The organism is Streptomyces sp. AB3(2024) (genome assembly GCF_041862025.1).
Taxonomy (GTDB): Bacteria; Actinomycetota; Actinomycetes; order Streptomycetales; family Streptomycetaceae; genus Streptomyces.
In genome coordinates, this window is sequence record NZ_JBGWAB010000400.1 from 1 (window position 1) to 255 (window position 255).

The window sequence follows — 255 nt, forward strand, 5'->3', positions numbered from 1 at the left end:
AGCCGCATCCCCGAGGGACAGCGCACCCGAGACGGCAGCAGCGGCGATCTCACCCTGCGAATGCCCCACCACCGCATCCGGCACCACACCCAGCGAACGCCACAGCTCGGCGAGGGAAACCATCACCGCCCACGTCACGGGCTGGACCACATCCACCCGCTCCAGCGAACGCCCCTCCCGCAGTACCTGGACCACGTCGAAGTCCACGAACGGCGCCAGGGCATCGGCACACTCCCGCAACCGCCCCGCAAACAC

At 69.4% G+C, this 255-nt stretch carries 1 protein-coding gene; it reads right to left on the reverse strand.

The window, feature by feature from the left end:
* On the reverse strand, positions 1–255 hold a 255-nt coding region (locus tag ACEPPI_RS40955; protein ID WP_373920306.1), incomplete at both ends, for an acyltransferase domain-containing protein.